The organism is Methylophilus sp. TWE2 (assembly GCF_001183865.1).
Lineage (GTDB): Bacteria > Pseudomonadota > Gammaproteobacteria > Burkholderiales > Methylophilaceae > Methylophilus.
Map to the genome: position 1 here is coordinate 1,930,183 of NZ_CP012020.1, position 24,782 is coordinate 1,954,964.

Below are 24,782 nucleotides of genomic sequence, written 5' to 3' on the forward strand. Positions count from 1 at the left end.
AATCATTCCAGCCCATCCTGTCGCATACGTGTCAATACGTCCCGCCATTTGGAAATATTGGAAGGAGAACCTGCACGCATATTCGGGTTATTGGCCACGAACAACCCTTTATCATTAAAACTGAAGACCGGAGCCAAATCTCCACGCCTGGAAGCAGGCAATAATTCAAAATTAAGATTATCGAGTACCAGCGGGTCACTCGTGGGCGAGGCGTAATAAGTCAATACCATATGAGGGCGAATAGCACCGCTAGGCATGCGCGCACGGACATAGGTCAAGCGCAACTTGTCTTGTGACACACCTAGTTTCTTCAGCAGGGTATATTTAGCGATACTAAAGTCCTCACAGTCTCCAGCGCCTTTACCAAACGTTTCCAGCGGGCTGGCCCAATAATCTTCCATCCCCCACAGGTTAAAATCATCAACAAACAATACGTGCTGGTTGGTGAAGTCATTCACCATAGCGACCTTGGTCATTTCGCTGGCCCCTGAAATCTGGGCAAATAACTCATTGAGTCGCATGACATTCTGGTAGGCCTCTTCGCCATAGCGTGCCCGGATTTTTTCCAGCATTGCCAGCACATAATCATCCGCCAGGGTCGGCGTCCATAGCAAACTCAACGCCAGGCACAAGCCTGTCAGCAGTCGAACCAAAGATGAATGTACGTGGCGTCTCATGTGAAATGTATTCTCAGTGAGCGATTATGTCATGGCAAAATCAAGCACAATTTACCAAACAAAGCGGTTTTAATCGACAAATTCCGTCTGCTTTGCGCCATCTCTCACAGACGGCAAACGATATTCAGCAAAGACAAGCGGATGCGGATTGGGTAAAATATCGGCTTTTGAATCAATAAGCTTTTTACTCATGACGTCTCTCACCACGCTCAATGCGCTGTCCCCGCTGGATGGCCGTTATCAATCCAAACTCGACCCTTTGCGTCCGTTTTTCAGTGAATATGCGCTGATTAAATACAGAGCCTTGGTTGAAGTGTCATGGTTAAAAGCACTCAGCGCAGCCCCCGAACTGGCCGAAATCGCGCCATTTAGTGCAGAAACAATCGCCGAACTGGACGCCGCCATTGCAGCCTTTAGTGAAGCAGACGCGACGCAGGTCAAAGCCATTGAAGCGCGTACCAATCACGACGTCAAGGCACTCGAATACTGGCTCAAAGAGAAATTTGATGGTAATCCTGAAATCAAAAAGGCCAGTGAGTTTATTCACTTTGCCTGTACCTCAGAAGATATTAACAACCTGTCACATGCGCTGATGCTTAAATCGGCGCGTGACAGTGTCATGCTGCCTAACCTGCAAGCGGTGCATGCACGACTGACTGAACTGGCTAACGCCTTGGCAGACCAGCCGATGCTGTCCCGCACGCACGGTCAAACAGCCAGCCCCACCACCATGGGTAAGGAGCTGGCCAATGTGGTCTACCGGCTGCAACGCCAGTTCAAACAATTGCAAGCCAATGAAGTGTTAGGCAAAATCAACGGTGCAGTAGGCAACTTTAACGCACACTTGTCTGCCTACCCTGAGTTCGACTGGGAAAGCTTTGCCAAACGTTTTGTCGAATCCCTGGGATTGACCTACAACCCTATGACCATCCAGATTGAGCCACACGATTACATGGCTGAACTGTATGACACCTTGGCACGCATCAATACTATTCTGATCGACCTCAACCGTGATATCTGGGGTTATATTTCTGTGGGCTACTTCAAGCAGAAAGTCAAAGCGGGTGAAATCGGCTCTTCGACCATGCCACACAAGGTCAACCCGATAGACTTTGAAAACTCAGAGGGTAACCTCGGCCTGGCGAATGCTGTCTTGCGTCACCTGGCTGAAAAGTTGCCGATTTCACGCTGGCAACGCGACCTCACCGACTCCACGGTATTGCGCAATATGGGTGTTGCGTTTGGTTACACCTTGCTTGGTTATGATTCCTGCCTGCGTGGTTTGAACAAGCTAGAAGTCAATCCGCAACGCCTGCTCGAAGACCTGGACAACAGCTGGGAGGTCCTCGCAGAACCAATCCAGACTGTGATGCGTCGGTATGGCATTGAAAACCCTTACGAGCAGTTAAAAGAATTGACGCGTGGCAAGGGCGGCATTAACAAGCAATCGCTGCATGCTTTTATTGAGACCCTGCAAATTCCGGCTGAAGCCAAGCAGGCATTGTTGGCACTGACGCCTGCAACTTATACCGGCAAGGCTAGTCAACTGGTTAAACATATCTAAACTGATGTTCCGTTGACCAGTGATTTTGTCTTCCTTCCTCAATATCCGGGTTTAGAACAAGTCGCAAGAAACATTTTTTGCCGCTTGTTCTGCGCCACGTCTAGATGCTGGCTGTTACTTTCACTCTTTCTGGCATGTTTTTCCATCAACGGCCAGGCGCAAGAAAGCGCCTGGTTTGAGGTCAAGCCGGGTGACAGCTATCAAACCCGCTTCTTGCTCACCACCGACATTCCATCCGATCAACAATCAACTCTGCGTGAACTGTTACAAAAACACCTGAGCATCCATGAAGCGATGCAAAATCCGCGCATGAACGAGAGTGAATGGCGGCGTTTGATACAAAAAACCCCGCAGGAAATTGCCGATTTACTGGCGACAGAAGGCTATTTCAAAGCCAAAACAACGGTTTATCAACCTGCTGCCCAAGTCGCAGAGTTTCGCCTTATCTTGCCCCAGCAAGCGAAAGTGAGCACAGTAGACGTGGCGATCACAGGTGAAATACAGCAAACTAAGCATCAAAGCACACTGGAAACCGCACAAAAAAGCTGGCCGCTGCCAGTGAATAGTGTGTTCACGCAATCCGCGTGGAGCTCGGCAAAAAAAGAACTGCTCGGGAGCTTGCTGCGGGCAGAATTCCCCAATGCAAAAATCACACGCTCGCAAGCGCTGGTCAATCCGCAAACGCAAGCAGTCTTTATCCAGCTGGCCGTAGATTCCGGCCCCGCAGTCCGCTTTGGACAAGTCCGGATTCATGGACTGCAGCATTACAAGGAATCTATGGTTCGCCCATTGAACACCATTAAAACAGACACACCCTATCGCCAGGCCGATTTACTCACTTTGCAAAATAGTTTTATGAGCACGGGCAAATTCCGCTCTGTGGAAGTTTCAGCCAAGACAGACTCTTTGAATGCTGACCATACGGCCGATGTGGATGTGACAGTGAACGAACTGGAACAAAACACGGTGCGTATCGGTGTAGGCGCCAGCACCAACACCGGCGCACGCATTGTCTTTAACTACACAGACCGCAACCTGTTTAACCGTGGCCTGCTATGGGACAGCAGCCTCAGGCTGGAACAACGCCTGCAAGCCGCCACCTCAAACATCACTTTTTTAACTGACGAAAAAGGCTTCCGTGACAGCATCCAGAACAGCGTCATCCGCACAGACCTTGAAGGGCAAACCACAACCGCCTTACAAAATGGGGTACGCCGTTATTGGGGTCAGCCCAATATTTTTGAGCAATATGTAGGAGCAAACCTGCTGTATGAGTTCCTGACGGTGGATGGGGACGCTTCCCAATTCAACAAAGCAGCGACGCTGGCCTACGGTTTAAATATGCGCAGACTGGATCATCCACTCGCTCCCACCAAAGGCTGGATATTAAATACCCAGTTTCAACTGGCACCTTTGGACCGGTTGTCTGATGGCCGCTTCCTGCAATCTCAGGCGAGGTTGCAGGCGTTTTACCCGTTAACACAATCAACCCAGTGGCTGGGCCGCATTGAAGTGGGCACGGTGACTGGCGCACGCAGTGTCCCGGCCACTTATCTGTTTCGCGCGGGCGGCGACCAGTCTGTACGAGGCTATGCATTTCAGTCGTTAGGCGTCAAAGAGGCTGACGCAATTGTGGGTGGACGCGTATTGCTAACGGGCAGCACAGAAGTGGTGCAATGGCTAACGTCCTCGTGGGGAGCTGCGCTGTTTGTCGATTTTGGGAATGCCGCTAACAGCTGGAAAGATTATGACCCTGTGCTGGGGTATGGCTTGGGCGCGCGCTGGCGCAGCCCGATTGGGCCGGTTGGCGTGGATATTGCACACGGACAGGAAACCGGGGAATACCGTTTGCATTTTAACCTGGGAGTGAATTTCTGATGTTGCGCATGCCTGGGCTCAATTACTTATGTCGACTAATGCTGACCACCGTGCTTTGCCTATCACTGGTAATCACACCACAGATCGTTTGGGCGGCTAATGTGCTATTGGTCACCAGCCTCAAAGAGTTTGAAACCGACCTCGGCAACGCAACAATCAAAGTGGACGGCATAGACTCGCATATGAAACTGGGAGTGACGCCAAAGGGTGAGCTGAATGTCACCCAGTTTTCAGCCAGGCAGGTCACACTACGCTTTAAACCTGCGGCAGAAGTGCCGCCTTCTGTTCCCAGCACAGGCCAGAAACAATTGCCGCAGCATATTCACATTCCACTGCCCTTTCATTTACTGTCGGGGCACATTGAACGACTGACCATCATTCAGGGCGAAGAAACGACAGATATTACCCACATCCAATTTGACCTGGATGCCGAACCAGACGCCATGCAATTCCGTATTGGCAACGCAGATAGCCCATGGGGCAAGATCAGTACGCATTTCCAGATGCAAAACAAGGCTCCCTTCTCTTTGAATGGCTGGATGGATATCCAGCAGGCAGTGGGATCATTGCCTTATCACTTACGCGCAAATCTCAGTGGTGATTTCACGCGTGTCAACCTGACGGCTAATCATCACTACCAGCCGCAAACGCGACCGTTTGCAATCATCCCGGCCAATCAACAAAATACCGATATAGTTGAACTGAGCGCGTCCATCGGGCTGGATGAACACCGCACCAGCCATTTCCAGTTTCATCTCAAGCAATTGCAAGCCAGGCATATCCATCCGCAATTGGCTGGCCAAATGGATTTAAACATCGTGGCAGACGGCAACCTGACCGAGCAAGGCCAGATCATGGTCAAGGTAGATGCGGGCAATAGCCGCCTGCAAGCACAACCATTGATGATTCGCGGCCAGGCCGCATTGCAGGGTGGGCAGTTAATGCAACTCGACCTTTTGGCACAACTGGATAAAAATACGCTTACGATCCATACCTCGCCATCAAGCAAGCCGCGAGAACCCCGCCTGGCCTGGCAAGCTGACCTGCTCGACCTGACGCAACTGATGCCAGGCTTTGCCGGACAGGTCAAAGGCCGTGGTGAGATTGTGCAAGCGGATGACGGTTTTAAAACAAGTTACAAAGTGTCTGGCCAACAGCTGCAATTGCCGAATGCGCTTAGCCTGACTGGCTTTGAAGCACATGGACAGGCTTCCAGCCAGGCGCAATCCTCTATTGAAAATCACGTCACACTCAAAGAATTATCCCAACAGGATGCACAAGGCATAGCCAGTCCGCCGATTGACGCCGAAATAAACCTCAGCGGCACCCTGGCGCAACACCAACTGAGGCTAAACATACGCGACGCTGATCCCATATTGCATAGAAACCTGCTACTGGCAGTGAACGGCAGCTGGCAAAATGCCCTGTGGCAAGGCCAGCTCACGCAATTGCAGGATGCCGATGCCAAGATTTTCCAGCTGGCAAAGTCAGCCTCCATGCGCTGGCAAAGTGAGTCAGGCTTTCAATTGCAAGACCTCGACCTGCATGTTGGCGACGGTCAATTGCAGCTGTCACAATGGCGTTACCGTCCGGCAACACCAGCCAACCCAGTCACCCAGCAAGCAGCGGAAAAAGTGCAGCTACAAACACAAGGCAGACTGAACAACTTCCCAATCCAGGCGCTGATCCATTGGCTTATTCCCGCGCAGACAGAACCATTGCCAACCGAACACCTGCGACTCTCTGCACAGTGGGACTGGACATTGGATAGCCAACTCAATGGCAATCTGCACTTACAGCGCAATTCTGGTGACTGGCAGGTTTACGACCAAACAAACAACGCCTGGCAAGGCCTGGGGATACAAACCTTGGTGGCTGATATCAGCTCACACAATAACCGTCTTAGTATGCAAAGCACCATTCAATCGAGCGGCGCTTTAGATTTGCAGTTTTCAGCGAACACCGTCGTCACACCCACCTTTAATGGCCTCGTGATCGAAAAAGCAGCCCCTGTGACAGCGCAACTAAAGGCCAACCTGCCGCAATTAGGCTGGCTAACTAAGCTGCTGCCTGACATTCAGCCCTCGGGCCAACTTTCAGTCACTGCCCAAGCGAATGGCACGCTTTCCCGTCCACAATTGCAAGGCGAACTCCAAGGTAAATCTCTATCGTTTCAGATTCCATCACAAGGTGTGTGGCTGGAGCAAGGCCAGGTACATGCCACGATGACGGACGATCAGGTACACTTTGACCAGATTCACTTTGCGGGCAAAAGTGGGGAATTAACGGCCAATGCGACTTTAAAGCTCCAACCAGAGCGCTGGCAACTGGATGGCACCATGCAATTAAACAAGTTACAGGCTCTGTCTCGGGTAGACCGCTGGGTCCAACTTAGTGGCGATACCAGTTTGAGCATGAACAGCCAACAAACCACACTTAGCGGCAGCCTCAAAATACACAAAGGGCTATTTGAACTGCCTAAGGCCGATAAGCCTACACTGGATGAAGACGTAGTGATTGAATCACCACAAGCCAGCCAGGCCCCCCCTGCCTCCACCCTGCTGTTCAAAAACTTTATGGTGGATTTTGGGGACAAGCCACTGGTATTACCTTTTAAGGAATCAGAGCAATTCATGCTGCGCGGACAGGGCCTGAATGGCGCACTCAGCGGGAAATTACAATTGAATGGTTTGCTCAACGAGCTGGCCGCCGCTGGTACGCTGGAAATCACCGGCACTTATCTCGCTTACGGGCAATCGCTGAACATTGAAACCGGCCGACTGATCTTTAGCGGCAAGTTACCTAACATTGGCCTGAATATCCTGGCGACACGGCAGGTAGAGTCTACAAAAGTCGGCATACAAATCAATGGCAGTTTGCAAACGCCACAACTCAAACTGGTTTCTACCCCTGAAACCAGTAATGAAAACAAGGTTTCGCTATTGGTCCTGGGGCAACCCATGTCACAAGTCGGCAGCAATGATATGGCCTTGCTATCTGTGGCGGCAGGCGCATTATTATCCCAAGGCGATTCTGTCTCCTTGCAAACCAAAATTGCCCAGGCAGTTGGCCTCGATAGCATAGACGTACGCGGCACGGGCCCGACCAACTATGCGGTCAGTGTCGGCAAACGCATTAACCGCAATCTGGTCATTGGCTACGAAAAAAGCATTGTCGGCCTGCTAAATGTTGGTAAACTCACCTACCAACTGACCAACCGCATTTCCATCGAGACCAGAACGGGTTCTGATAACGCACTGGATGTGTTTTATGGATTTAGTTTTGACTAATTAAGCCCTTTATACGCATGAATAACGACAAAACCAATCCAAGACTAGCAGTCCTGATTGATGCGGACAACACGTTTAACGTGATTCCCATTATTGATGCGCTATTTGAAGAAATTTCCAAGTTTGGCGATGCCAGCATACGTCGCATTTATGGCGACTGGACACAGCATCAGCTCAGCCGCTGGAAAGAAGTACTGCCCAAACACGCGATACAGCCGATGCAGCAATATGCCAATACCAAAGGCAAAAATGCGACCGACAGTGCACTCATCATTGACGCCATGGACTTACTCTACACCGCGCCACTGGATGGCGTCTGTATTGTTTCAAGTGACAGCGACTTCACCCGGCTGGCAATCCGTTTCCGCGAGTCAGGCAAATGGGTGTATGGCTTTGGTGAAGCTAAAACGCCTGAATCCCTGCGGGCAGCGTGTAACCAGTTTGTCTTTATCGAGATTCTTTCACAAGACAAAAAAACCGACGCGGAAGATACCGTTACATTAACCAATAGCGATAAAATCTTAGTAGACAAAGCAGAGGGTTCTGCCAAAAACACGGCCGCTGTACCAGAACTGGTGACGCTGAGCCCTGTGGTTAAAAAGACCTCTCAACAGTTGGCGATGGACACAAAACTGGTCTCCCTGATTCGCTCGGCGATTGAAGCGTTGTCTGATGATGACAGCTTTGCCAACTTGAGCGAGGTCAAAAAACATATCATTAAAAACTACTCGGCATTTGATTCCAGAAACTATGGCTATGCCAAGTTTAGCGAGCTTATCCAGACCATCGGTTTATTTGAGCTAGATACAAAAAAGCAGCACGTTAAAGACAAACGAAAAAAATGACAGACATCCTGATTCTTTATTATTCACAAGGCGGTGCCGTCAAAGAAATGGCGCAGCTCATTGCCCGCGGCGTTGAAAGTATCCCCGGAGCGAATGCCCGTCTACGCACGGTGCCCAAAGTCTCGGCTAATTGTGAAGCAACCGAGGCTCAGATTCCTTCCTCTGGCGCCCCTTATGCCTCATTGCGTGACCTTGAGGAATGCGCCGGGCTGGCGCTGGGCAGCCCTACCCGTTTTGGCAATATGGCCGCTCCCATGAAATATTTTCTCGATGGCACCTCCGGCTTGTGGCTCAAAGGTGCACTGATTGGCAAACCAGCCGCAGTATTCACCTCCAGTGGCTCGCTGCATGGCGGTAATGAAATGACGTTGGTGACCATGATGATTCCGCTGATGCATCATGGCATGCTGATGGTAGGCTTGCCGTACTCCGAGCCACAGCTTGGCACCACCAAAACCGGTGGGACGCCTTATGGGGCGAGTCATATCGGTGGCGCCATGGATGATCAGCCGATCTCTGATGATGAGAAGAAGTTATGCCTGGCCTTAGGGAAACGCCTGGCCGAAACTGCACTCAAATTGCAATAACGTTTTAGGAAGCTTAAGTATGTCTGCCGCCCTTGCCCACGAAGCCCGACAATTTTTATTCTCCACCCGCCATGCCATTTTATCGACCCATTCGATGAAATATCCCGGCTTTCCATTTGGCTCGGTGGCGCCATTTGTCTGTAACCAGCAAGCAGAGCCAGTCATCCTGATCAGCGCCATCGCCGAACACACCAAAAACATCCTTGAAAACCCGAAAGTTTCGTTACTGGTATTTTCTGGTGCAGATGATTTGCAGGCCAATGCGCGGTTAACACTGATGGGTGAAGCCGTGCATTGCGACAAAGAGGATGAGGACTTACGGGCACGCTATTTGCGCTACCTGCCACAGGCCGCTGGCTACTTTGATATGCACGATTTCCATTTCTACCGCATCCAGATTGAGCATGTGCGCTATATTGCAGGATTTGGCCGCATGGGCTGGTTTGAAGGCAACGCGCTGAATGAGGAACTGGCTGATAGCATGCTGGCTGCACAAGAGGGTGGCATTGTGACCCACATGAATGAAGACCACAAAGACAGCCTGCTGCAATATTGCCAGCATGTGCATGGCGTCACGGCTGACCATGCCGAAATGATCGGCCTCGATGCAGATGGCTTTGATGTGCAATATCACCAGGGGGAGGAAACGCAGGGCCTGTTGCGGTTTTCGTTTGAACACCCGGTATTAAACGCCATGGATGCCCGCAAAGCCTTGGTAGCCTTATCGCAAGCGTGCAAATCATGATACCGCGTCTTTTATCCAGCAGCCGCATTGCGGCGAGTATCAGCCTGCTCGGCTTGATTGTGTTATGCCTGGGGTGGGAAATATTCTGGGCGCCGCTCAGGCCTGGTGGTAGCCTGCTGTTCCTCAAAACGCTGCCGCTTTTGCTGCCCGTCTTTGGCATACTGCGTGGTAAGCGATACACCTATCAATGGTCGGGCATGTTGATTCTGTTTTACTTTACGGAAGGCGCTGTCAGAAGCTGGTCAGAGACCGGCCTTTCACGTGGCCTGGCAATGGCAGAAGTCTTACTCAGTTTGGTATTTTTTGCCAGCGTGATTGTGTATGCCAAATATACCGGTCAGCGTTATCAAGCTGCCTGAGAGCTGGCAGATGAGAGTGCCTTTACAATAAATTCTTTCATGCACGGGCGCTGACAAGCCGGGTAAACCTTATATAATATTGCGCATGAGAATTCTGTTATCCAACGATGATGGCTACCTGGCACCAGGACTGAACATACTAGCCTCACACCTAAGTAAAATTGCTGATATTACGGTAGTGGCCCCTGAGCGTAACCGCAGCGGCGCCAGTAATTCACTGACCCTGGACAGGCCATTAAGCGTCAAACAGGCGGCTAATGGTTTTTTCTATGTCAACGGCACGCCCACCGATTGCGTCCATATTGCTCTGACTGGCTTGATGCAAGAGATGCCAGACATGGTCATCAGTGGCATTAATGATGGCGCGAATATGGGGGATGACACTATTTACTCAGGCACGGTTGCCGCTGCAACCGAAGGTTACCTGTTAGGCATCCCGTCTTTTGCGGTCTCCATGTCGCAGCATCAACCCACGCATTTCGAAACCGCAGCCCTTATCATTGTTGACCTGGTCAAACAATATAACCACAGTGAGTTCACTGAGCCTACCTTGCTCAACATTAACGTGCCTGATGTTCCGTTTGAGGAGATTAAGGGCCGCCAAATCACCCGCCTGGGCAAACGGCACAAAGCCGAGCCTGTTATCCAGCTGCAAACGCCACGTGGAGAAACGGTCTACTGGGTAGGCGCTGCCGGGCAGCCGAATGACGGTGGTGAAGGCACTGACTTCCATGCGGTGGCACAAGGCTATGTGTCCATTTCACCGATACAGGTAGACCTGACCAAGCATTCGCAGATTGCGCCCATGCAACAATGGCTGCAAGCCAAAAATTAATTCCTATGGCGATCGCACGAACTTCCAATAAAACCGGTATAGGCATGACCTCATCACGCACACGTGAGCGCATGCTTGCGCGGCTGCGTGAACAAGGCATACAGGATGAAGTCGTCATTGCCGCGATGGCAGATATCCCGCGTCATATTTTTGTCGACGAAGCATTATCCATTCGCGCCTATGAGGACGTCTCATTACCGATTGGTTATGGCCAGACCATTTCGCAACCTTATATTGTGGCCAAAATGACGCAAATCCTGCGTAACGGCAAGCCTCTAAATAAGGTGCTCGAGATAGGCACTGGCTGTGGTTACCAGACTGCGGTACTGTCGCGTGTCAGCACAGAAGTTTATTCCCTGGAGCGCATACGTCCATTGGTCATGAAAGCCAGAAACCACTTGCGCACGCTCAAATGCACTAATGTCAAACTTGATCACGCCGATGGTAGCCTGGGTTTGAAGGACTATGGCCCGTTTGATGCCATCATGGTGACCGCGGCCGCCAGCCATGTCCCACAGGAACTCGTTGAACAACTCGCTGTTGGTGGCCGTATGGTGATTCCGGTCGGCACGACAGAACAAGTGTTGCATTTGATTGAGCGCACAGCGCAAGGCATACAAAACACCGCACTGGAAGCAGTCAAGTTTGTTCCATTATTGGGAGGCACAGCATTATCATGAGATTACGCACTTTGCTTACGGTATGGGGCACCGCCTGTACACTCGCAGCCTGCGCACTCAACTCGCCCATGCCACGTGCGCCAGTCACCAGCAGCTCAGTCTCGCAAGAAAACAAATCTGCCACGCCAGTGACCCTGGGAGCAAACCAGTATCTGGTGCAAAAAGGCGATACACTATATAGCATAGGTCGCAAATTTGGCATCCCATTTACAAAACTGGCGGAATTTAACCAGTTACAGTCACCGTATGAAATTCATATCGGCCAGGTACTGAACCTGAAGGCAAGTAGTACCAATACTGCCAATAACAAACCCAACGATACTGCCAGCGCAACGGATGATGCTGAAGTCGTGACTTCAGCCATCTCACGCCCAGAGCTCAGCCCATCTGCGGACACAGCCGCTGCACCGACGACGGCACCAAATAGCACCGCACCTGCAACTGCAGATGCTGGAAAGAATGTTGCCAGCGACCTGGAAGCCATTGCAGACGCCGACATTCAATGGCAATGGCCATTGCCAGGCAAAGTCAGCGCAGGCTTCGACGCACAAACCAACAAGGGGCTGAATATCACCGGCAATCCCGGCCAAGCCATCACTGCAGCAGGCGCTGGCAAAGTGATCTATAGCGGCATGGATGTGCGTGGTTATGGCAAGCTAGTGATCATCAAGCATAATAGCAATTTGCTTTCAGTCTACGCCCACCAGGGCAATTCGCTGGTCAAGGAAGGGTCATTTGTAGCCTCTGGCGAAAAACTGGCAACCCTGCCTTTGCCTACAAATAACAAGCCGGCTATGCTGCATTTCGAGATCAGGCAAAAAGGCAAACCAGTAGACCCGGCAACCTATTTACCTGCCAATCCGGCAGCAAACAGTAATACCTAATGCCCGCCGCAGCCTGGCGGGCTTATTTGAAGCAAGTCCACTTGGGAATCCACGCGAAGGCGTATTACCATTGCTTGAAGGAGCGCTGTATGGATCCAAATCGTTACAGCAAGAACCGCACTATTCGTCCGGATGGACCATGGCAGATTCTGAAGGCAATGCTGACCTTGGGATTAATGGTTTGCGCCTTTATCGGTATTGCCGTACATGTTTTTGGCAGTGACCAAGGCCCCTCAGACTGGCTACAATGGATAACTGCCTCGCCATTGAATGCTGCCCTGCTTGTCATTGGATTACTGGCCGCTTTTGCGTTTCACCGCTACATCACCCATATCAGCACCCAACAACGGCGTTCCGCCAGTGACCTGCCGGTCTATGCCATGATGTTGCTTGGTGCTTATTTTGTTTACCAACTGATCACTACCGGTCACTGGTAATCAATAACCCCGCCATCTCGGGCAGGGCTGACTTTCAATCAAGCAATCAAGCCGTTTTAGCCATCACCAGAGGTTGCACACTGCACCGGTTCAATCCGCTCACAATGGCTTTGATCGAGGCAGTGACGATATTGGTATCCATACCCACGCCATAACATACCTTACCCTGGCAAACCACCTCAACAAAAGCACATGCCGTGGCTTCGCCAGCAGAAGGACTTGCTCCCAGCGAGCGCTCTTCAAAGCTGCGCACCTGAACCTGTATGCCAATATTGTGTAGTGCATGAATCGCTGCATCCACCGGCCCATTACCGTGTCCGCTGACAATGGTCGGCACGCCGTCCACCGCAATATGCATGCGGATAGCCTGGCCTTGTACATGTGACTCCAGTTGATAATCCTGGAAGTGGATAGGCATGACGGCTGATACATAATGCTGGTTAAACAGTTGCCACAGCTCGGCATGCCCGACCTCGCTACCATGCTGGTCGGTGTATTGCTGCACCACGCTAGAAAACTCGACCTGCATGCGTCGCGGCATAATCACGCCATAATGGCTTTCCATCAGGTAAGCGACGCCGCCTTTGCCAGACTGGCTATTCACGCGAATAATTGAGTCATAGTTCCGCCCCAGGTCTTTAGGATCAATCGGCAGGTAAGGCACATTCCAACGGGCCTGTGAAGACTGGCTGGCAAAGCCTTTTTTAATTGCATCCTGGTGTGATCCAGAGAAAGCCGTAAATACCAGGTCACCTGCATAAGGATGGCGCGGATGAATTTCAATCTGGGTGCACTCCTCCACTGTGCGGCCAATGGTATCAATATCGGAAAAATCGAGGCCAGGATGCACGCCCTGTGTATACATATTCAGTGCCACCGTCACCAGATCGACATTGCCGGTGCGCTCACCATGCCCAAACAGGCAGCCTTCCACGCGGTCAGCCCCGGCCATGATGCCCAGCTCAGTCGCGGCCACGGCTGTGCCACGATCGTTGTGAGGATGCAGACTCAGCACAATACTGTCACGGCGGGCCAGGTTGCGGTGCATCCATTCAATCTGGTCAGCATAGACATTAGGTGTTGCCACCTCTACCGTGGCTGGCAGGTTGATAATGATCTTGCGCTCAGGCGTTGCACCCCACGCCTCAGTCACTGCGTCACAGACTTCCTTGGAAAACTCAAGCTCTGTCGCGGTAAAGGTTTCAGGGCTATATTGCATGATGACCTCGGTCTCAGGCATGTCAGCCGCCAGTGCCCTGACCAACTTGACCGAATCCACCGCCATGGCCTTGACTTCCGCCTTGCTCATATTGAACACCACATCTCTAAAGGTGGGAGAAGTCGCATTGTAAATATGCACAATCACTCGCTTCGCACCACGGATTGACTCCATGGTGCGACGAATCAGGTGCTCACGCGCCTGGGTTAATACTTCGATTGTCACATCGTCAGGAATACGCTTTTCCTCAATCAGGCCGCGCACAAAATTAAAATCGGTTTGCGAAGCTGATGGGAACGCCACCTCAATCTCTTTAAAGCCCATCTGACATAACATATTAAACATGCGCAGCTTTTTCTCCGCATCCATCGGCTCAAACAATGACTGGTTACCATCGCGCAGATCGGTACTCATCCAAATAGGAGGGTGCGTAATCACCGCATTCGGCCATTGACGATCAGGGAGTTGGACAGGAGGAAAGGCCTGATATTTTTTTGCGGATTGTGTCTGCATGATGTACTCCAAAAGATTTGTTTTTGACATGAGACATCATAGCGACTTGGCAAAAAATTAAATTGCTAATTGATTCAAAAAATCAAAATATTAAAAATATTATTTCAATATATAAATAAATTTTGTAATATTATTTCAATATTAAAATTAAATAGAAATTTTTATGAAATTAGACCGTTTCGACAAGTCAATTTTAAGCATCCTGCAAACCGAAGGCCATATCAGCAACCAAGACCTCGCCGACCGTATCGGCCTCTCCCCTGCGCCTTGCCTGCGCCGGGTAAAAGCGCTCGAACAAGCCGGGCTGATTCTCGGCTACCAGGCGATAGTTGACGCTAAAAAGCTAGGCCTGAGTCTGATGGCGCTTATCGGCATTTCGATGGATCAACACACCCCAGAGCGCTTTGCCAATTTTGAAAGCAGCATTACGCAAATCCCCGAAGTGCTGGAATGCCTGCTCATTACCGGCCAACAATCTGACTACCTATTGAAAGTGGTCGTGAAAGACATGGACGACTACCAACACCTGCTACTGCATAAAATCACCAAGATTGCAGGCGTCACCGGGGTGCATACGAGTTTTGTATTGAGAAATGTGGTGGCACGGACGAAAGTACCAGTGGAGTGATCTTTGAGCAGAGGAGATACCTGGAATTCTTTTGTTCATTAGCCATTTCACATTCCCTAAGAGTTAGGTCGATGTGTCTACCTTTTAAAGCAAGCCCTCAGTCCGCAGGCATAGCTCTCTTGAGAGTGCTATAGACTTGCACAGTGGCTCCAATGGTCCCCAATTTTGAAATTCAGCGGCAACCTGAGGCGGTCCGCTCGAATGAAGAGTTGGGCATCTATTTTGCCCACATAAAACCTGTAAAACTGTCAGAATCTATTATTTGAATTTCGTGTTTCTCTGTGTATTGTTTACCAAACCAACCACTGTATGCGATTTCCACTGGAATTGAGGCCTTGTAGCGCCAGAAGCCACCTACCTCTCCCTTCGTAGTCCCGAATGAGCAAGAGATTTTATCGCCATTATGTAATATACGAATCTTTCTATCCGGCTCAAAGCAGGCAAGCCACTTCCTCCTATTGTCATCACTAGCATCTTCCCCTAAAGCACGATTTAGCAAAGAAGGGTCGGTTGATATCGTTATGTCTCTGGCCGGAATCTGTCCAGAGTTCAGTAGTACCAAATCGTAGGCGATCATTACATTTCCCGCTTGATGGGTCCTAACTGAAGCAGTTACTAGTGGACGAAATGCCTTTCTCCAAGAAAATATTGATGTCCCTAAAGAGGCAATAGAAATAATGAGGGCGACTCCGGCAATTAGCGTGTCTACGCTCAGCTTAAGCAGCATCCCGCATACGCTAAATTCCATAACAATGCTCCTTGGAAATGCCCAACTCTAATTATAGAGACAGATAGGTCTCAATAATAAAAATTGGATTTTTGATATAAATGGCTAAATCGCTCGCTTCTTATTGGTTTCGTTGTTTATGCGTCACCTTATTAAATTACTAATACAGAGACAGAGCATTACTTTTTTTGTGATTGTAGACGATGGAAGAAAACTTTCAAATTTATGCTGCGACATACAAATAGTGATGAAAATGAATCACCTCAAAAAAGCAAAAAGCCATGCTGATCATGGCTTTTTAAGCTTAGGTGAATTCAGCAATTATTGCTTACCGTCTTCCGCCTTGTAGTACTCTCTCACCGCAGTCATGTCAAACTCACGCGCCCATTTGATAATCTCATCCAGTGCGGGTGCGCCAATCTCACCGACTTGCGCATGGATGCCAGCACGCTCACGAATCACTAACAAGCCTGGAATCTGCTTAACTTCAAAATAATCAGAGATTTCAGGATCAGTTTCGGTATTGACCATGCCAAACACGATGTCAGGATTTTTTGCTGCCGCCGCTTCGAAGGTGGGCGTAAAAGCCACACATGGATCACACCACGGTGCCCAAAAATCGACAATCACAAACGCGTTATTCTCGATGGTTTCTTTAAAATTTTCTTTAGTCAGCGTAACGACTGCCATAGGATCTCCATATCCAATCAATGTATTTTTTATAGTGTCATTTTAGCAGAGGATGGCAGCCACGCTAATCGCTTTTACTGCCATGCTGCAAAGTTTAGAGAATGGCCTGATCCCATTGACCATTGAAAAAGAGCTCATTGAGCGGTTTACGGCTACGTGGAGCAGTCTCACGCTCTTTGGTTTCACCACTCAAGCTTTCAACCTCAGCCTGGTAGCCGACAGTGACCATGGCCAAAATCTGGTAACGCTCAGGCACGTTAAACGTAGTTCTGGCTTTATCGGCATCAAAGCCACCCATCTGGTGCGCCATCAGACCCAGCGCAGTGGCTTGCAGGCACAGATTTTCAGTAGCAGCGCCGGTATCGTATGGTGCCCATTTGTTGGGTTTGTCGTTATGACTAAACAGGGTATCGGCGCAAATCAGTAGCAATAGCGGCGCATTGACGGCCCAGCTCTGGTTTCCAGGTACCAGGCAATCATAAGCGGCCTGCCATGCTTGTGAATTCTCGTTCTTATTACACACGACATAGCGCCATGGCTGATCACCGAAGCATGAGGGTGCCCAGCGTGCAGCTTCAAGAAGGCTGACTACCTGGTCTTTGGTGACTGGTTTGCTTGCATCATAGGCACGGCCGCTCCAGCGGTTGGCAATCAGTTCATGAATCGGTTGCTGTGTAATGGCTGGTTTCTGCATGGACATATCCTCATAATTGTTTTTTCAATGAATAGAGTAATTCCAGCGCCTGTTTAGGTGTCAGGTCGTCCGGTTGTATACGCTCTAATTCTGCGACCAGTGGATGTAATGGCGGTTCCTCTGGCTCAGGGTTACCCGCAAATAAATCATTTTGCGGAGTAGCTGCAATGGTCTGGTTCTCCAGCTGCTGGAGCTTGCGTTTGGCCAATTGCACAACTGATTTTGGGATACCTGCCAGCTGTGCCACCTGTATCCCGTAACTCATGGTCGCAGCGCCTTCTTCCACCTTATGCAAAAAGACGATGCCTTGCCCATGCTCAACGGCATCCAGATGCACATTGGCCGCATGTTTGGCTTCATCCACAATCCGCGTCAGTTCAAAATAATGCGTGGCAAACAAAGTCAGTGATTTATTTTTTTCCAGCAATTGTTTGGCGACAGCCCACGCGAGGCTGAGGCCGTCAAACGTACTGGTCCCGCGGCCGATTTCATCAAGCAGCACCAGGCTGTTGGCAGTCGCGTTATTGAGGATATTGGCGGTCTCGGTCATTTCTACCATAAAGGTAGAGCGACCGCCTGCCAAATCGTCAGAGGCGCCAATGCGGGTAAAGATGCGGTCTATCTCGCCAATGACTGCACTTTGTGCAGGCACAAAACTGCCGCAGTAGGCCAATAAGACGATCAGGGCCGTTTGCCGCATAAAAGTCGATTTACCACCCATATTGGGGCCTGTAATCAGCAGCAACTGCCGGTAGGGATTCAGGCAAACATCATTGGCAACATAAGGTTGGGCAATATTTTCTACCACTGGATGGCGGCCAAGCTGTATATCCAGTCCACTTTCGGCACGGAAGCGGGGCTGCACATAATTGAGCGCCCGCGCGCGCTCCGCAAAACAGGCAAGCACGTCCAGCGTGGCGACTGCGGTAGCAATCCGTTGCAAGGTGGTGACATGCGGCAGCAAGGCATCCAGCACCTGCTCGTAAAGCATTTTTTCGCGTGCCAGTGCACGCTCGTTGGCACTCAGCACTTTATCTTCAAAGGCTTTCAGTTCTGGCGTAATAAAACGTTCAACGTTTTTCAATGTCTGGCGGCGGCGGTATTCCGGTGGCGCGCTCTCAGCTTGCAGTCGGCTGATCTCGATATAGAAACCATGCACACTGTTATATTCCACCTTGAGGTTGCTAATGCCGGTACGCGCTTTTTCCGCAGCCTCAAATTGCAATAAGAAATCACCGTGGTCGGTCTGAATAGACCGCAACTCATCCAACTCGGCATCGTAACCTGTCGCAATCACACCGCCCTCACGCAGCACGGCAGAGGGCTCGGCTTGGATCGCTTGCACTAATATCTGCAAGGCCCCGGCTGGCGCCTGCAACTCGGTGAGCAAGCTCAGTAACAAACCAGTTTGTACTTGTGGCAAGCTGCTGACCAGCGCGGGCAATTGCAACAAACTATCGCGCAAGCCAGACAAGTCACGCGGCCTGGCAGATCTGAGCGCCACACGTGCGGTCATGCGCTCAATATCGCCAATCGGGTGCAAGGCCTGCTGTAATGCACTATCCAGAAATTGTTCGAACAGTTCAGCCACAGCCAGATGACGTTGCTGGATGGCCTGCTGGCTACGCAGCGGATGATGCAGCCAATGCCGTAGCAAACGGGCGCCCATGGCGGTTTGCGTGGAGTTCAGCAGCGAATACAAGGTCGGGCTGGCCTCACCACGGATAGTGGTATCGATTTCCAGGTTACGGCGCGTTGCAGCATCCATTTGGAGATAATGGTTGCTTTGTTCCACACGCAAACCTGTAATATGCGGCAGCGCTGTACGCTGGGTGTGCTTTACGTATTCCAGCAAAGCCCCTGCAGCCGTCACTGCAGCAGGCATTTCACCGCAGCCAAAGCCTGTCAGGTCATGCGTATTAAATTGTTGCGTCAGGCTACGCTGCGCTGTCTCCAGGTCAAACTGCCAGGGTGCCAGCCGTTTTTTGGCACATCGCGCTTGTTGAAATACATCAGCAGTGTGATCTTCAGCAATCACTAATTCCGCAGGATGAATACGCTCCAGCTCTTGCGACAAATGTCCAGGCGCAATTTCACTTAATACAAATTCGCCTGACGCCAGGTTCAACCGCGCCAGGCCCAGCACGCCCTCCCCTTTGGCCACACACAGCAAGGTATTGTCTCTGGTTTCATCCAGCAAGGCAGCGTCGGTCAGGGTGCCCGGCGTCAGGATACGTGTCACCTCACGTGCCACTGGCCCTTTGGATGTTGCCGGATCACCTACCTGCTCGCAAATCGCCACCGCCTCACCCATTTTTGCCAGCTTGGCCAGATAGCCCTCAGCAGCATGGTAAGGCAAGCCCGCCATCTTGATCGGCTCACCATTGCTGGCACCGCGGCGAGTCAACGTAATGCCCAGCAACCGCGCTGCCTTTTCTGCATCCTCAAAAAACAGCTCATAAAAATCACCCATGCGGTAAAACAGCAGCATATCGGGATACTGTGCTTTCAACGTCAGGTATTGACGCATCATGGGGGTGTGGTTTTCGAAGGACATGCGGCTATTTCAGAACGATGATGATAATGTAAAGTGACTTTAGCAAAACCCTAGCATCTTACAACAAATGCGGCACGCATCACCATTGTGCTTTATATGCGTTACATCAATATGTGGTCGTAGCCAGCGCTTATACTTGATTCATTGCTCAAGCTGACAAACATAGCTACAGGGGGATGTCGATGAAATTAACGTTCATGGGGGCCACTGGCACCGTCACCGGTTCCAAATATTTGCTTGAAGCAGAAGGTCAGCAAATCATGATTGATTGCGGCTTATTCCAGGGACTCAAACAGTTAAGGCTCAAGAACTGGGCATCCTTGCCTGTGGATGCCAGCAGTATCCATAGCGTTATCCTCACACACGCGCATATGGATCATAGTGGCTACCTGCCTTTACTGGTAAAGCATGGATTTTCCGGCAACATCTACTGTAGCCATGCCACTGCAGATTTGTGCAAGATATTGCTTCCAGATTCAGCCCACCTGCATGAAGAAGAGGCTGCATTCGCAAACAGGCGTGGCTTTTCCAAACATAAACCTGCACTGCCACTCTACACACAGGAAGATGCGGCTGAAGCCATTAAATTGCTCACGCCGATTGAGATGGAACAGGAAATTGAGCTTGGGTCAGATATAAAACTGATGCTTTATCCTAGCGGCCACATTCTGGGGGCAAGTTTCGTGCAAATCACGCATGCACAGAAAACCATTGTGTTTTCAGGCGATATCGGGCGCTCAGATGATGTACTGATGCCCCCGCCTGCTTCCATCAAGCATGCCGATTTTCTGGTGGTGGAATCCACTTACGGCAATCGTCTCCACAGCCCTGAGGACCCCAAAATAAAACTTGCCAATATTATCCAGCATGCTTATCAGCGCAAAGGGGTGATTGTTGTCCCGGTATTTGCAGTTGGGCGGGCGCAGGAGTTGCTGTATTACATTCACATGCTCAAAGCCTCAGGCATGATCCCGGAGGATATCCCGGTGTACCTGAACAGCCCGATGGCCGTCGAAGCGACTGAGATTTACCACCACTATCCGACAATGCACCGCTTGAACCAGTCGCAAACAGAAGTATTGTTCCGGACGGCACATCTGGTGAACAGCATTGAAGAATCGAAACGCTTGAATACCCTGGATGGCCCCATGATTATCCTGTCCGCCAGCGGCATGGCTTCAGGCGGGCGTGTGATACACCATTTGAAACAATTCGCGCCGGATCCACGCAATACTATTCTGTTTGTAGGCTTTCAGGCGGCTGGCACGCGGGGTTATGCCATGCTGGATGGAGCAAAAAGCATCAAAATCCACGGTGAGTATGTGCCCGTGCGTGCCAGGGTGGAGTCGATTTCAAATCTGTCAGCACATGCCGACTACATGGAAATTCTGGAGTGGTTGAAAGGCTTTGATCAGCCCCCCAGGCAAACTTTCGTGACGCATGGCGAACCAGTCGCTGCCGATGCCATGCGTATGCATATTAAAGAGACGCTGCATTGGGAGGTCACGGTCCCGGAATACCTGCAGACCGTGACATTGGATTAGCGCTTACTGTGCGCTGGCAGACTTGAGGCGCTCGCTCAGGTGGGGGGCGCAGACTTGCAACATCTGGCCAAAGATCTTTGGGTTGGCAGCCACAATGTTCCCTGTACGCAACCAGGTTTCGTTACCTTCAAAGTCACCCACAATGCCGCCAGCCTCTTGCACCAGCAAGGCACCTGCTGCAATATCCCACGGGGAGAGGTTGATTTCAAAAAAACCATCCGCAAACCCGGCAGCAACATAAGCCAGATCCAGAGCAGCAGAACCGGGGCGGCGCAGACCTGAGGTTTTCTTAGCCATATCGCGGAAAATATTGATATAGGTTTCAAAGTAGCTAAAGTCTTTGAACGGGAAACCTGTAGAAATCAGCGCCTCCTGTAATTTGGCACGCTGGGTGACACGGATGCGTCGATTATTCAAAAAGGCACCACTACCTTTGGTGGCGGTGAACAGGTCATTGCGTACCGGATCGTAAATCACAGCCTGGGTCAGCACGCCTTTTTCCTGCAGGGCGATAGAGATACAGTAGGCCGGAAAGTTGTGCAGGAAATTGGTGGTGCCATCTAATGGATCGATAATCCAGATGCTGTCGGACTCGCTGTTGGATTTACCGCTCTCTTCACCATAAAATCCATGGTTAGGGTAAGCATCCTTCAATACCGCAATAATGGCCTGCTCTGCACCACGGTCTACTTCACTGACAAAGTCATTGGTATCTTTCTGCTCGATTTTGAGGGCGCCAATATCCATGGCGGCACGGTTAATGATTTTGCCAGCTTCACGCGCGGCGCGGATGGCGACATTCAGGGTTGGATGCATGCTGTGGGATTCTTGATTACACTGATAAAATGCTATTTTAGCTTTTTAAGCGCTGTGTCACAAACACAACGACCAAATATACGCATGTCCTCTACCCTAGAATCCAGCATTTTTAACAATATCCGCGTCGTGCTTTGCCAAACCAGCCATCCTGGCAATATCGGTTCGACCGCGCGCGCCATGAAAACCATGGGCCTGCGCCGACTCTATCTGGTACGCCCCAAACATTTTCCAGATGGTGAAGCCAAGTCACTGGCAGTCAATGCAGGAGATGTGCTGGATGATGCCGTCGTCACGCAAACCCTGGAGGAGGCATTAGCCGATTGCCAGTTTGTGATCGGGGTCAGCGGCAAGGAACGCTCGCTGTCGCAACAGGTGATGACCGTACGTGAAGCTGCCCAAGAGGTGAAAGCAGTAGCAGGCACAAGCCAGGTGGCACTGGTCTTTGGCACTGAAATGAGCGGACTGAGCAACGCTGAAGCTGACCGCTGCCATGTGCTGGCGACGATCCCGGCCAACCCGGAATACACCTCACTCAACCTGGCTCAAGCGGTACAAATCATGTGTTATGAAACGCGCATGTCAGTGACCACCGGCGAATTACACTATCAGGAAAAACCTGTCGAACTGGCGACACAGGAAGACCTGGAGCGCTTTTACGAACACATGCGTGACGTGCTGGAGCATATCGGCTACATCAATCCACGCGCGCCAAAAAAACTGTTTGAGCGGCTGCGCCGGCTTTATGGCCGGACCAGACTGGAAAAAGAAGAAGTCAACTTGCTGCGCGGGATTTTGACACTGACGGTCAATCCCAAAAAGCATACCAAGTACTAATCAGCAACGATGGGCGCTAGCCCGATTTTTTGCCGTGCCTGATTGCAAATGTCAGAACCTGCGGCAAATTCGCGGCAGGTACTCGAACGCAAGGCGTAAATCTGGCAGCCAACTGACTTTCCTACCTCGCCTTGCAACGCAATACAGCGGACGGGGGTTTGCTCCGTGCCTTGCATGCAGACATAGGTATCATTGACCTTGCGCGTCAGGTGCGCCGGTACATTGCCCATGGGGTGCGTATCAGTCTCAGCCCAATAAAAAGAAACCCGGAAACTGGCGCAGCAGGCACCACAGGATTGGCATGCGTCAGACATGAAGCTCGCACTCAGATAAAACTTTTATTGTACCGAGTTGCCTCAGTGCTTCCAATCTGATTTTTAGACGGCCTCTTCAGTTAATGGCATAATGCGCGCATGTTTAATCACATCAAAGAAGATATTTCGATTGTGTTTGACCGCGACCCGGCAGCACGTACCCACTTCGAAATTTTGACCACTTATCCTGGTGTTCACGCCCTGATTCTGCATCGTTTCAGCCACTGGCTATGGACTCACCGCTTATACTGGCTGGGACGCGCCCTTTCTCACTTTGGGCGCTGGATTACCGGTATCGAGATTCACCCGGGGGCCACCATAGGCCGCCGTGTTTTTATCGATCATGGTATGGGCGTTGTCATTGGTGAAACCGCCATTATTGGCGATGACTGCACGCTCTATCACGGCGTCACCCTGGGCGGCACCAGCTGGAACAAGGGCAAACGTCACCCTACCCTCGAATCTGGCGTCGTCATTGGCGCCGGGGCAAAAGTCCTCGGTCCGATTACCATCGGTAAGAATGCCAAAATCGGTTCTAATGCCGTGGTTGTCAAAGATGTGCCTGAGGGCGCAACTGCGGTAGGTATTCCGGCCCGCATTCTCGAAGAAGAAAAGGCCAAGCAACGTCAGGACGCCGCGCAAAAAATGGGCTTCAATGCCTACGCGGTGGGTAATGACGAGAATGACCCCATGATCAAAGCCATCAACAGCCTGCTCGATCATGCCCACAAACAGGAAGCCGAGATTGCCGAACTCAAAACGCAGTTAGCCAAACTCAGCGATGCCGAGACCGACAGCAATGTGGGTGAAGCCTTTGCCAAAAAGCCTGAATAACAGCGCATCCCTGGGTCATTTTTGTTAGCCAAAGACTGTTCCCAGGCTGTTCCACGTTATTTCATTTCATACAGAACTTTTCAGTCATAATAATTGACTAAAACAGTAGGTTATTATATTATTCACCTCTGTTTTAAAAGGTCATCTTAAGATGCGATTAACCACCAAAGGACGTTTTGCTGTTACTGCAATGCTGGATATTGCGCTGTTCGAAGCAGACAAGCCTGTGACACTGGCTGGCATCAGCGAACGCCAAAGCATTTCCCTGTCTTATCTTGAACAGTTATTCAGTCGTTTACGCAAGCAGGGGCTGGTTTCCAGCGTGCGCGGTCCAGGTGGCGGCTACCGCATTGCCAAAGCGCATCACGAAATTTCCGTATCTGACATTATTACGGCGGTAGATGAGCAAATTGATGCCACCCAATGTGGCGGTAACGAAAACTGTCACGATGAAGGCCGTTGCATGACACATGAGTTATGGGCCTCACTCAATGGCAAGATTCTTGAATATTTATCGGGCGTGAGCCTGGCTGACATGGTCGATATGCAACGCAATAAAGGCGCGGGCACTGTCGTATTTTCACCTAGAAAATGTGGATCTGAAGCAACAATCGCTGCTTAAGGCCTG

Annotated in this window: 25 protein-coding genes; 16 read left to right on the forward strand and 9 right to left on the reverse strand. The window is 50.7% G+C overall.

What is annotated here, in order from left to right:
• Positions 1-2 precede the first annotated feature (2 nt).
• Together ACJ67_RS09205 and ACJ67_RS15120 are read right to left on the reverse strand one after the other, a co-directional pair.
• A complete protein-coding gene (locus ACJ67_RS09205; RefSeq protein ID WP_049638813.1) occupies positions 3-677 on the reverse strand; it encodes a transglutaminase-like cysteine peptidase in 675 nt (224 codons plus the stop codon).
• A 69-nt stretch (positions 678-746) separates the two neighbouring features.
• Positions 747-869: a hypothetical protein gene (locus tag ACJ67_RS15120; protein ID WP_018986637.1), complete on the reverse strand. Its 123-nt coding sequence runs from the start codon at positions 867-869 to the stop codon at positions 747-749.
• On the opposite strand from ACJ67_RS15120, the gene purB reads away from it, so the two are divergent.
• The 11 genes from purB (at position 868) to ACJ67_RS09260 (ending at position 12,781) form a co-directional block, all read left to right on the forward strand.
• Positions 868-2,241 carry an adenylosuccinate lyase gene (gene purB / locus ACJ67_RS09210; protein ID WP_049638814.1) on the forward strand — a complete coding sequence of 458 codons (1,374 nt, stop codon included), beginning with the start codon at positions 868-870 and terminating at the stop codon, positions 2,239-2,241. The genes ACJ67_RS15120 and purB overlap by 2 nt on opposite strands.
• An 84-nt stretch (positions 2,242-2,325) precedes the next feature.
• Positions 2,326-4,119, forward strand: coding sequence for an autotransporter assembly complex family protein (locus ACJ67_RS09215; protein ID WP_231587138.1), 1,794 nt, complete (start codon positions 2,326-2,328; stop codon positions 4,117-4,119).
• Complete coding sequence (locus tag ACJ67_RS09220) at positions 4,119-7,409, forward strand: translocation/assembly module TamB domain-containing protein (RefSeq protein ID WP_049638816.1); 3,291 nt, start codon at positions 4,119-4,121, stop codon at positions 7,407-7,409. Before ACJ67_RS09215 ends, ACJ67_RS09220 begins: the two co-directional genes overlap by 1 nt.
• 17 nt (positions 7,410-7,426) lie before the next feature.
• Positions 7,427-8,254: an NYN domain-containing protein gene (locus tag ACJ67_RS09225; RefSeq protein ID WP_049638817.1), complete on the forward strand. Its 828-nt coding sequence runs from the start codon at positions 7,427-7,429 to the stop codon at positions 8,252-8,254.
• Positions 8,251-8,841 (forward strand): NAD(P)H:quinone oxidoreductase, encoded by a 591-nt coding sequence (gene wrbA, locus ACJ67_RS09230; protein WP_049638818.1) that lies wholly within the window; start codon positions 8,251-8,253, stop codon positions 8,839-8,841. The genes ACJ67_RS09225 and wrbA overlap by 4 nt, the downstream gene beginning before the upstream one ends.
• 19 nt (positions 8,842-8,860) lie before the next feature.
• The gene (locus ACJ67_RS09235) at positions 8,861-9,586 is read left to right on the forward strand and encodes a HugZ family protein (RefSeq protein WP_049638819.1); all 726 of its coding nucleotides are present in this window, start codon (positions 8,861-8,863) and stop codon (positions 9,584-9,586) included.
• Positions 9,583-9,945: a DUF2069 domain-containing protein gene (locus ACJ67_RS09240; protein ID WP_049638820.1), complete on the forward strand. Its 363-nt coding sequence runs from the start codon at positions 9,583-9,585 to the stop codon at positions 9,943-9,945. Before ACJ67_RS09235 ends, ACJ67_RS09240 begins: the two co-directional genes overlap by 4 nt.
• Positions 9,946-10,030: 85 nt before the next feature.
• A complete protein-coding gene (gene surE / locus ACJ67_RS09245) occupies positions 10,031-10,780 on the forward strand; it encodes a 5'/3'-nucleotidase SurE (protein ID WP_049638821.1) in 750 nt (249 codons plus the stop codon).
• 5 nt (positions 10,781-10,785) lie between these two features.
• Positions 10,786-11,460: a protein-L-isoaspartate(D-aspartate) O-methyltransferase gene (locus ACJ67_RS09250; protein WP_197080595.1), complete on the forward strand. Its 675-nt coding sequence runs from the start codon at positions 10,786-10,788 to the stop codon at positions 11,458-11,460.
• Positions 11,457-12,344: a peptidoglycan DD-metalloendopeptidase family protein gene (locus ACJ67_RS09255; RefSeq protein ID WP_049638822.1), complete on the forward strand. Its 888-nt coding sequence runs from the start codon at positions 11,457-11,459 to the stop codon at positions 12,342-12,344. Before ACJ67_RS09250 ends, ACJ67_RS09255 begins: the two co-directional genes overlap by 4 nt.
• An 89-nt stretch (positions 12,345-12,433) precedes the next feature.
• Complete coding sequence (locus tag ACJ67_RS09260; protein ID WP_049638823.1) at positions 12,434-12,781, forward strand: hypothetical protein; 348 nt, start codon at positions 12,434-12,436, stop codon at positions 12,779-12,781.
• 46 nt (positions 12,782-12,827) lie between these two features.
• Here ACJ67_RS09260 and leuA read toward each other — a convergent pair whose 3' ends face one another.
• On the reverse strand, positions 12,828-14,513 hold the full coding sequence (gene leuA / locus ACJ67_RS09265) for a 2-isopropylmalate synthase (protein WP_049638824.1): 1,686 nt from the start codon (positions 14,511-14,513) through the stop codon (positions 12,828-12,830).
• 163 nt (positions 14,514-14,676) lie between these two features.
• Here leuA and ACJ67_RS09270 point away from each other — a divergent pair, with 163 nt between their 5' ends.
• Entirely contained in the window at positions 14,677-15,141 is a 465-nt protein-coding gene (locus tag ACJ67_RS09270) for an Lrp/AsnC family transcriptional regulator (protein WP_049638825.1), read from the forward strand.
• Between the two features lie 217 nt (positions 15,142-15,358).
• Here ACJ67_RS09270 and ACJ67_RS09275 read toward each other — a convergent pair whose 3' ends face one another.
• From ACJ67_RS09275 to mutS, 4 genes are all read right to left on the reverse strand, one after another.
• Complete coding sequence (locus tag ACJ67_RS09275) at positions 15,359-15,889, reverse strand: hypothetical protein (protein ID WP_049638826.1); 531 nt, start codon at positions 15,887-15,889, stop codon at positions 15,359-15,361.
• 300 nt (positions 15,890-16,189) lie between these two features.
• The gene (locus ACJ67_RS09280) at positions 16,190-16,558 is read right to left on the reverse strand and encodes a co-chaperone YbbN (protein WP_049638827.1); all 369 of its coding nucleotides are present in this window, start codon (positions 16,556-16,558) and stop codon (positions 16,190-16,192) included.
• Between the two features lie 94 nt (positions 16,559-16,652).
• On the reverse strand, positions 16,653-17,252 hold the full coding sequence (locus ACJ67_RS09285) for a nitroreductase family protein (RefSeq protein WP_049638828.1): 600 nt from the start codon (positions 17,250-17,252) through the stop codon (positions 16,653-16,655).
• A 10-nt stretch (positions 17,253-17,262) separates the two neighbouring features.
• Entirely contained in the window at positions 17,263-19,809 is a 2,547-nt protein-coding gene (gene mutS / locus ACJ67_RS09290; RefSeq protein ID WP_049638829.1) for a DNA mismatch repair protein MutS, read from the reverse strand.
• 182 nt (positions 19,810-19,991) lie between these two features.
• On the opposite strand from mutS, the gene ACJ67_RS09295 reads away from it, so the two are divergent.
• Positions 19,992-21,353, forward strand: a complete 1,362-nt coding sequence (locus ACJ67_RS09295; RefSeq protein ID WP_049638830.1) for an MBL fold metallo-hydrolase RNA specificity domain-containing protein — start codon at positions 19,992-19,994, stop codon at positions 21,351-21,353.
• Between the two features lie 3 nt (positions 21,354-21,356).
• Here the strand turns inward: ACJ67_RS09295 and ACJ67_RS09300 are convergent, their stop codons facing one another.
• Positions 21,357-22,169, reverse strand: coding sequence for an inositol monophosphatase family protein (locus tag ACJ67_RS09300; RefSeq protein WP_049638831.1), 813 nt, complete (start codon positions 22,167-22,169; stop codon positions 21,357-21,359).
• Between the two features lie 84 nt (positions 22,170-22,253).
• Between ACJ67_RS09300 and ACJ67_RS09305 the strand changes: the two genes are divergently transcribed.
• Positions 22,254-23,006, forward strand: a complete 753-nt coding sequence (locus tag ACJ67_RS09305) for an RNA methyltransferase (RefSeq protein ID WP_049639856.1) — start codon at positions 22,254-22,256, stop codon at positions 23,004-23,006.
• On the opposite strand, the gene ACJ67_RS09310 is transcribed toward ACJ67_RS09305, so the two are convergent.
• Positions 23,003-23,320: a YkgJ family cysteine cluster protein gene (locus ACJ67_RS09310; RefSeq protein WP_049638832.1), complete on the reverse strand. Its 318-nt coding sequence runs from the start codon at positions 23,318-23,320 to the stop codon at positions 23,003-23,005. The two genes, ACJ67_RS09305 and ACJ67_RS09310, sit on opposite strands and share 4 nt — an antisense overlap.
• 99 nt (positions 23,321-23,419) lie before the next feature.
• Here ACJ67_RS09310 and cysE point away from each other — a divergent pair, with 99 nt between their 5' ends.
• Together cysE and ACJ67_RS09320 are read left to right on the forward strand one after the other, a co-directional pair.
• A complete protein-coding gene (gene cysE, locus ACJ67_RS09315; protein WP_049638833.1) occupies positions 23,420-24,154 on the forward strand; it encodes a serine O-acetyltransferase in 735 nt (244 codons plus the stop codon).
• A gap of 151 nt (positions 24,155-24,305) precedes the next feature.
• Positions 24,306-24,776 carry an Rrf2 family transcriptional regulator gene (locus tag ACJ67_RS09320; RefSeq protein WP_049638834.1) on the forward strand — a complete coding sequence of 157 codons (471 nt, stop codon included), beginning with the start codon at positions 24,306-24,308 and terminating at the stop codon, positions 24,774-24,776.
• The last annotated feature ends 6 nt before the right edge of the window (positions 24,777-24,782 follow it).